This window comes from Oleiphilus sp. HI0079, from assembly GCF_001635105.1.
In genome coordinates, this window is record NZ_LWFT01000742.1 from 1 (window position 1) to 6,766 (window position 6,766).

Below are 6,766 nucleotides of genomic sequence, written 5' to 3' on the forward strand. Positions count from 1 at the left end.
GGGCGGTTAATCGGACCCCATGAGATAGCATCAGAAGTGCTTGGCTCTTCAACAATAAAACGATCCATAGGAGACCGACCAGTTCTTTTACCTGTAGTCACTACCAAAGAACCGTTTGCGGCTAAGCTGCCTTCTTTGCGCTCAAGCGCGTGTTCAACAAGTTGCGCTGAACTTAGATCAACAAAAGTGTTACTCACTTTGACCTCACCAGAAATTGAAATTTGCATTTAGGCGAGTCAAAACCCGCTTAAAATTGGTGCGCTATTATGCCAAAAGGCTGTACAAAAAACGACAGGCTTTTCGACTCTCGCGTTTTATGCGCTCTATACCTGCTATGAATAGCCCTAGTGCGGCTTGCCGATATTAAACACAGTGTTAATTTTCGCGCGATCAAACTCATAATGCCGCCCACAAAACTGGCAATCCACCTGAATGACCGACTCTTCTTCGAGAATGTTTAATGCTTCTTCAATACCTAAGGCTTCAATAGAAGCCAAAGACCGTTGTTCCGAGCAAGAACATTGGAATTGAACAGGCTCACTTTCGAAAACAGAAACTTTCTCTTCATGGTAAAGACGGTGGAGAATCTCAGCATTACCATGCGCTTTGAGCTCTTCAAATCCCAGCGTTTCACTCAACTGCCGAATTCGATCCCATGCATCCTGATCTTCCATGAGTTTGTAATCCGGCAACTGCTGTAGCATCAACCCGTAACAGCCGTCTTCATCAGAAGCGAACATAAAATGTGTTTCTAGCTGCTCTGAAAGGTCGAAGTATCGCGCAAGACATTCGGCCATCGTCGCGTGCTCCAGTGGCACGATACCCTGGTAGCGGTTGCCTTTCTCTGGATCGATAGTAATGGCGAGTTGTGCCTTACCTAAAAGCATCCTCAGCTCGCCTTCGTTCGGCATGTCGTCAGTATAATTAGCAATCGTTCGAAAGCTCCTCATATTCGTTGCTTCTGCCATCAACAGGGTTAGAGGGCCCTGCCCACGAGCATGCAACGACAAACGCCCTTCAAACTTAAGTGTTCCGGTCATCAGCAGCGTGGCGGCCGTTGCCTCGGCAAGCAATTGCCTCACAACCGCTGGATATTGCTTACCTTCTATCGCTTGTAGAAAGCTATCTGAAAGCCTGACGATTTCACCTCGAATGTGGCATTCGTCAAACATAAATTTTTGAAATGAATCACCTTCAAGCATATATACTTCTCTCTGTTTAATCGTTTCGTTCTTCTTTAAAACGGTGAATCAAACGCCTATCACGCTTATTAGGTCGACGAAAAGCAACAGGCTGACTCTCACGCTCGGCCCTTCGTTCAGCAAGCTTCTGCTCGCGTTTTTCGAAGCTCTCCTCGGTTTCTTCATACAATACTTGGGCAAGCGTTGCGTTTTGCCGTCTATCTGAGATGCCTTTTACAATCACGACTTTATCTACCCAACCCTGCCGGATTGTTAGCTCAACACCCACATCAACTGTTTTTCCTGGTTTACAACGTTGCCCGTTGTACTCCACTTTCCCACCCTCGACGGCTTCTTTTGCCAGTGTTCTCGTTTTAAAAAAACGGGCAGCCCAAAGCCATTTATCAATGCGGACCTTAACTTCTGCGTTGTTCTGCTTACTCATGAATTCGGTAATATATCTAAAAACGACTTTAACAGGGGAAACGGACTCTCTTGCCTGATTGCACCCTGACTATCTGGCTGCTCAATGTTAATCAAATGTACTAAACCGGCTTGCTTTGCTGAGTATAGGACGTCTTCATTGTCATCAAAAAAGACCGTCTTTTCTGGGTCAAAGGGCAAAGCCTGATTCAACTTCTGCCAAAAAACCGGATCTTCTTTTGGTACCCCAAAGTCATGCGAAGTATGTATCTCATCAATATAATCACCCAAATTGGTGCACTGCATCTTGATTTCAACTCCTGCTCTGTGGGAGTTCGTAACGAGAATTACTCGATAATGCGCTTCCGCCAATAACTGCAAAAAAGTCTGGGCATGTGGCCGAAAAGCAATTTTATCTTTCACTTCATGCTTGAGACTAAGCAAATCGATATTCAACAAGTCGGCCCAATAATCGAAGCAATACCAGTTCAGCGTGCCCTTGAGACTATGGAAGAACTCTCCAAGATAATCCCGGGCCTGTTCTTCTGTCATCGACTTCATCTCTGCATAACGCTTCGGCAGGTGGTGCAGCCAGAAGTAGTTATCATAATGCAGGTCCAGCAAGGTGCCGTCCATATCAAGGAAGACCGTGTCTATTTCATTCCAGTCGAGCATCAAAGTCTTTATACTCAGGTCGCGTTTATTCACTGCATTCTAACTAAGCATGGAAGATATGTCAGATTTAAGAGAGTTGTTTCCCGCGCTAGAGCGCATTGTAAGAGAAGCCGGTCAAGCCATCCTGAAGGTTTACCAGCAAGAGGCGCCATTGGACATAGACACCAAGTCCGATGACTCACCTGTTACCCAAGCCGATATTGCAGCGCACAGAATTATTGAGAAGAGCTTGCTCGAGCTAACTCCAGACATTCCGATCCTCTCCGAGGAAGGCGGCTTGCCAGGCTATGATATCCGTGGCACTTGGTCCGAGTATTGGTTAGTTGACCCTCTCGATGGCACCAAAGAATTCATCAATAAGAATGGTGAATTTACCGTCAATATTGCATTGATTCGCGATGGAGAGGCGATTCTCGGCTACGTCTACGTGCCGGTTTTGGATAAACTCTATTTCGGCGGCACGGATTTCGGTAGCGTGAGAAAAGATAGGGCCGGCGAAGAGAGGCTCGAGGCTCAAGCTCTGAAACTGGGTGGCGAACTAAAAGTAGTCGGAAGTCGCCGTCACGGAGCTGAAGCCCTAGACGACTTACTTAACTCCCTATCTCAAGATTTCTCGAACATCTCTAGGATAGACATGGGAAGCTCGCTAAAAATCTGCGCATGCGCTGAAGGCAGCGCAGACTGGTACCCTCGGTTGGCTCTCACCAGTGAGTGGGACACTGCAGCAGCGCATGCAGTATTGAAAGGAGCTGGAGGGGAAATATATAAACCTGACTTAACGCCACTTCAATACAATACCAAAGAAGACATCCTTAACCCTCATTTCCATGCGGTTGGTGATGTAGAGTTCCCTTGGCCTAACTACATTAAGGGATAAACATTTAGCCGGAAATTCCGAATTTGGCGCACAAAAAAAACGCGGGCAGGAATAACCATGCACGCGTTTCTCATTCTCTTTCCAGAGACTATTCGTTCTCGTCGTCTTCTTGCTCAACGACTTCCGAAGCTTTTCTTCCATTGATCGTGCAGCCAAGGCAACGAACAAACGTAGTCTCGAACGGCCCCTCAACCAACACCTCAAAAGATTCGCCGAAATTTCCACCCAAGGCCGAAAATGGCGAAGAAATGATAAAAATTCCAGCACCAATTACGGTCGTTACCAACATGACTGGACGAACAAATAATGCGTCTCCTGTCATTGCCAATGAGCTTGGTGTTTCACTAATTGTATTTGCGTGCGCAATTGTTGGAAGAGCCAAAGTCAAAGACAGGGCAAGACTAAACAATATTTGCTTGATTTTTTGGTGCATCGAAACTCCTCCACCAGAGCCGAACGTATTTAAAGATAATTCTAAAAGAATAGGTTAAGTGAATGATTTAACTATAGCTGCTGTTTAGATTCTGTCTAATTTGTTGTGCTATTCAACGACGAGTTTAAAGGCTATTTTTGACATACTCCGCAATATACAGTGCTACGACCAGACAGTCTCAGCTCTTTTAGCGCCGCGCCGCAACCTTTACACGGCTCGCCATGCCTACCATATACAAACAACTTCTGCTGGAAATAACCAGGTTTACCATCGCCTCCAACAAAGTCCCTCAAAGTAGTTCCTCCTTGAGTTATAGCAGAAGTAAGCACTTGCTTTATATTCATCACCAAACGCTCATACCGCACTTTAGAAACTTTGTTTGCCGGGCGGTTTGGGTGGATGCCAGAGAGATAAAGGGCCTCATTTGCGTAGATATTGCCAACACCCACAACCGTTTTACTATCCATAACAAATTGTTTCACCGCGACACTCCTGTTGCGTGACGCTTGATACAAATACGCCGTATCAAAGGCTTCAGAAAGGGGTTCCGGACCAAGATGAGAAATCAGCGCATGATTTCGCCACTCGCCAGTCCACAATATGGATCCAAAACGCCTTGGGTCATTGAAACGCAAGCGTGATTGCTCAAATACGAAGTCAAGATGATCATGCTTTTGGACGGGCTCCGAATGCTGAACAACCCGTAAACTGCCAGACATACCCAGGTGGATCAGGATACTACCAGCGTCGAACCCCATAATAATGTACTTACCGCGCCGATCCAGAGAACGTACTTGATCGGCTTGCCAATCAACCAGTTCTTGGGAAACAGGCCAACGCAAACGCGAGTCACGAATTATAATCTCTCGCAGGACTTTCCCCTCACTGTAGGGCAAAATACCTCTGCGCGTAGTTTCTACTTCTGGAAGCTCTGGCACATTATTTCTCTGTATTTGAATCTGTAAGGCGCAACATTGTCTACGAAGCTCGACACCCAAATCAAACATTTAGGCATTGACGCAGGCGGCACTTTTACCGATTTCGTATTGGTGCATGAAAATGGCTCACTCGAGACGCACAAAGTCCTCTCGACACCAGAAAACCCTGCAGAAGCAATTATCCAAGGGGTCAGAGAGCTCGGTGTCGATAGCTTGCTTGATAAGGGAGCCATAAAGATCATCCATGGCAGCACCGTAGCAACAAACGCGGCGCTTGAGGGAAAAGGGGCGCGAACGGCTTATGTTACGAATAAAGGTTTTCGGGATGTGTTGACAATTGGCCGGCAAAATCGAAAAGAGCTTTACAACCTAAGTCCCACAAAATCAGCGCCTCCAGTGCCCCGGGAGTATTGTCTCGAGGTTGATTGCAGACGCGATGCGACAGGCAAGATCATTCAACCATTAGCCGATGCAGACATCGACAACCTCGTCTACAAAATCAAACAACTTGGTGTCGAGGCGATCGCCATAAATCTGCTATTTTCGTTTCTGAATGATGATGAAGAGCGGCGCTTGGAAAGGGCACTTAAACCTTTTGGATTCGTATCCCGTTCATCCTTTGTCCTGCCCGTTTACAAAGAGTACGAACGCGGCATCGCAACATGGCTGAACGCATCTCTTGGCCCAAAGGTCTCGCAATATTTGAGCTCTTTACAGACCGACCTTAGCGGTTGTGATGCCTTTATTATGCAATCTTCAGGAGGCCTACTAACCCTTGATCAAGCAAAAAATCGCGCAGTAAATCTTTTGCTATCCGGTCCAGCTGGAGGACTTTCTGCAGTGCGCTTGCTGGGAAAAAAACTCAAGAAACCTAGAATCTTGAGCTTCGACATGGGAGGTACAAGCACGGACGTATCTCTGATGAATGGCGACTTCAAACTCAGCGACGAAGCCCAGATTGCGAATTGGCCGGTCGCAGTTCCGATGCTAGACATGGCCACCATTGGAGCTGGAGGCGGATCAATCGCGTGGATAGATGACGCTGGGATGCTTCACGTAGGACCTGAGTCAGCAGGCTCAAAACCCGGACCAGCCTGCTACGGTCTGGGTGGCGAACTGGCGACCGTAACCGATGCTAATCTTGTCTCAGGCCGTCTACCACGCTCCGCAAAGTTAGGAGGCTCGTTAGATCTGAATTTTGAAGCGGCAGAAACAGCGATTAGAAACCTTGCAGAACCACTCGGTCTAAGCGTAGAGGAAACCGCTAAAGGCATTATTCAAATAGCGGAACAACAAATGGTTGCGGCGTTGCATAATATCTCGGTAAAACAAGGGCATGCGCCGAAGGATTTTGTGCTGTGCTGCTTTGGCGGTGCTGGTGGTATGCATGTTTGTTCACTAGCGGATCAACTCAACATGACAAGCGCGATTATTCCGCGCAATGCTGGAGTGCTCTCCGCTTTCGGCATGCTCACTGCCCCGCTAATGCGCACCAGCACAAGAAGTCATATAAAGCCGTTTGGCGACATATCACACAGCGACCTAGAGACGATGTTTGAAAGAATGCAGCAAGAGATCAGATTAGAGAGTCCCGAATTGGTGAGCACCGGCTACATCAAAAAACATCTCGATCTTCGATATCTCGGTCAAAGCTATACGATAGAGGTCGGCTATAACGCGAACAGTGCTGAATTGTTTGAAAAAGCGCATGAGCAACGCTTCGGTCACCGTCTCGATAAACCTCTTGAGCTAGTTAACCTGAAATTAAGCGTAGAGGGTGAAGCGAGCATTCAATCACTAGGTACTTGGAATGCACACCAGACAAACGAATACAAAGAAGAAAACGGCTGTAAAATCTATTCGCGAGAACGCATATCGGCAAACACAATCCTAAGCGGCCCAGCAATTATTACCGAAGCCATTTCTACGACTTGGATACCGGACGGCTGGACCCTTGAAACGGATCAGTTTGGAAATTTAATTCTGACAAGGCTTTAGCCGGCTTTGAAAAGCCGATAATTCACCTGCCCTGCTTTCTTAGCTTTCAGCTCATTCCAAGATTTCGGGATAGCCAAAGTAGCAAGTTCTGATTCGGTTTCGATGTAAACCAGTGCATCTCTATTGAGTACTGCGCTTGAATCAAGACGATTCAGTACTTCTACCAACAAGCCTTTACGAAAAGGTGGATCCAAAAAAACAATGTCGAAGCCTGAAGAATCAGATCGCTGCTTTTCCAAAA

9 protein-coding genes are annotated in these 6,766 nt (G+C 46.8%); 2 read left to right on the forward strand and 7 right to left on the reverse strand.

All coding sequences use genetic code 11. The annotated features are described in order from the left end of the window. From A3750_RS13670 to yrfG, 4 genes are all read right to left on the reverse strand, one after another. On the reverse strand, positions 1-227 hold a 227-nt coding region (locus A3750_RS13670), incomplete at its 3' end, for a phosphoenolpyruvate carboxykinase (ATP) (RefSeq protein WP_369819945.1). A gap of 117 nt (positions 228-344) precedes the next feature. After that, positions 345-1,202, reverse strand: coding sequence for an Hsp33 family molecular chaperone HslO (locus A3750_RS13675; RefSeq protein WP_068454836.1), 858 nt, complete (start codon positions 1,200-1,202; stop codon positions 345-347). 16 nt (positions 1,203-1,218) lie between these two features. Beyond that, positions 1,219-1,626: an RNA-binding S4 domain-containing protein gene (locus tag A3750_RS13680; protein WP_068454833.1), complete on the reverse strand. Its 408-nt coding sequence runs from the start codon at positions 1,624-1,626 to the stop codon at positions 1,219-1,221. Beyond that, complete coding sequence (gene yrfG, locus A3750_RS13685) at positions 1,623-2,312, reverse strand: GMP/IMP nucleotidase (protein WP_231871822.1); 690 nt, start codon at positions 2,310-2,312, stop codon at positions 1,623-1,625. The genes A3750_RS13680 and yrfG overlap by 4 nt, the downstream gene beginning before the upstream one ends. A 25-nt stretch (positions 2,313-2,337) precedes the next feature. Between yrfG and cysQ the strand changes: the two genes are divergently transcribed. Next, on the forward strand, positions 2,338-3,156 hold the full coding sequence (gene cysQ / locus A3750_RS13690) for a 3'(2'),5'-bisphosphate nucleotidase CysQ (RefSeq protein ID WP_068454822.1): 819 nt from the start codon (positions 2,338-2,340) through the stop codon (positions 3,154-3,156). Positions 3,157-3,244: 88 nt separating this feature from the next. Here cysQ and A3750_RS13695 read toward each other — a convergent pair whose 3' ends face one another. Both A3750_RS13695 and mutM read right to left on the reverse strand, forming a co-directional pair. Beyond that, positions 3,245-3,589 carry a hypothetical protein gene (locus A3750_RS13695; protein ID WP_068454819.1) on the reverse strand — a complete coding sequence of 115 codons (345 nt, stop codon included), beginning with the start codon at positions 3,587-3,589 and terminating at the stop codon, positions 3,245-3,247. A 131-nt stretch (positions 3,590-3,720) separates the two neighbouring features. Next, the gene (mutM, locus tag A3750_RS13700) at positions 3,721-4,527 is read right to left on the reverse strand and encodes a bifunctional DNA-formamidopyrimidine glycosylase/DNA-(apurinic or apyrimidinic site) lyase (RefSeq protein ID WP_068456707.1); all 807 of its coding nucleotides are present in this window, start codon (positions 4,525-4,527) and stop codon (positions 3,721-3,723) included. Between the two features lie 36 nt (positions 4,528-4,563). On the opposite strand from mutM, the gene A3750_RS13705 reads away from it, so the two are divergent. Then, positions 4,564-6,525, forward strand: a complete 1,962-nt coding sequence (locus tag A3750_RS13705) for a hydantoinase/oxoprolinase family protein (RefSeq protein ID WP_231871823.1) — start codon at positions 4,564-4,566, stop codon at positions 6,523-6,525. Here A3750_RS13705 and A3750_RS13710 read toward each other — a convergent pair. Continuing rightward, positions 6,522-6,766: RsmD family RNA methyltransferase (locus A3750_RS13710; RefSeq protein WP_197475035.1), on the reverse strand; the 245-nt coding region annotated here is incomplete at its 5' end. The two genes, A3750_RS13705 and A3750_RS13710, sit on opposite strands and share 4 nt — an antisense overlap.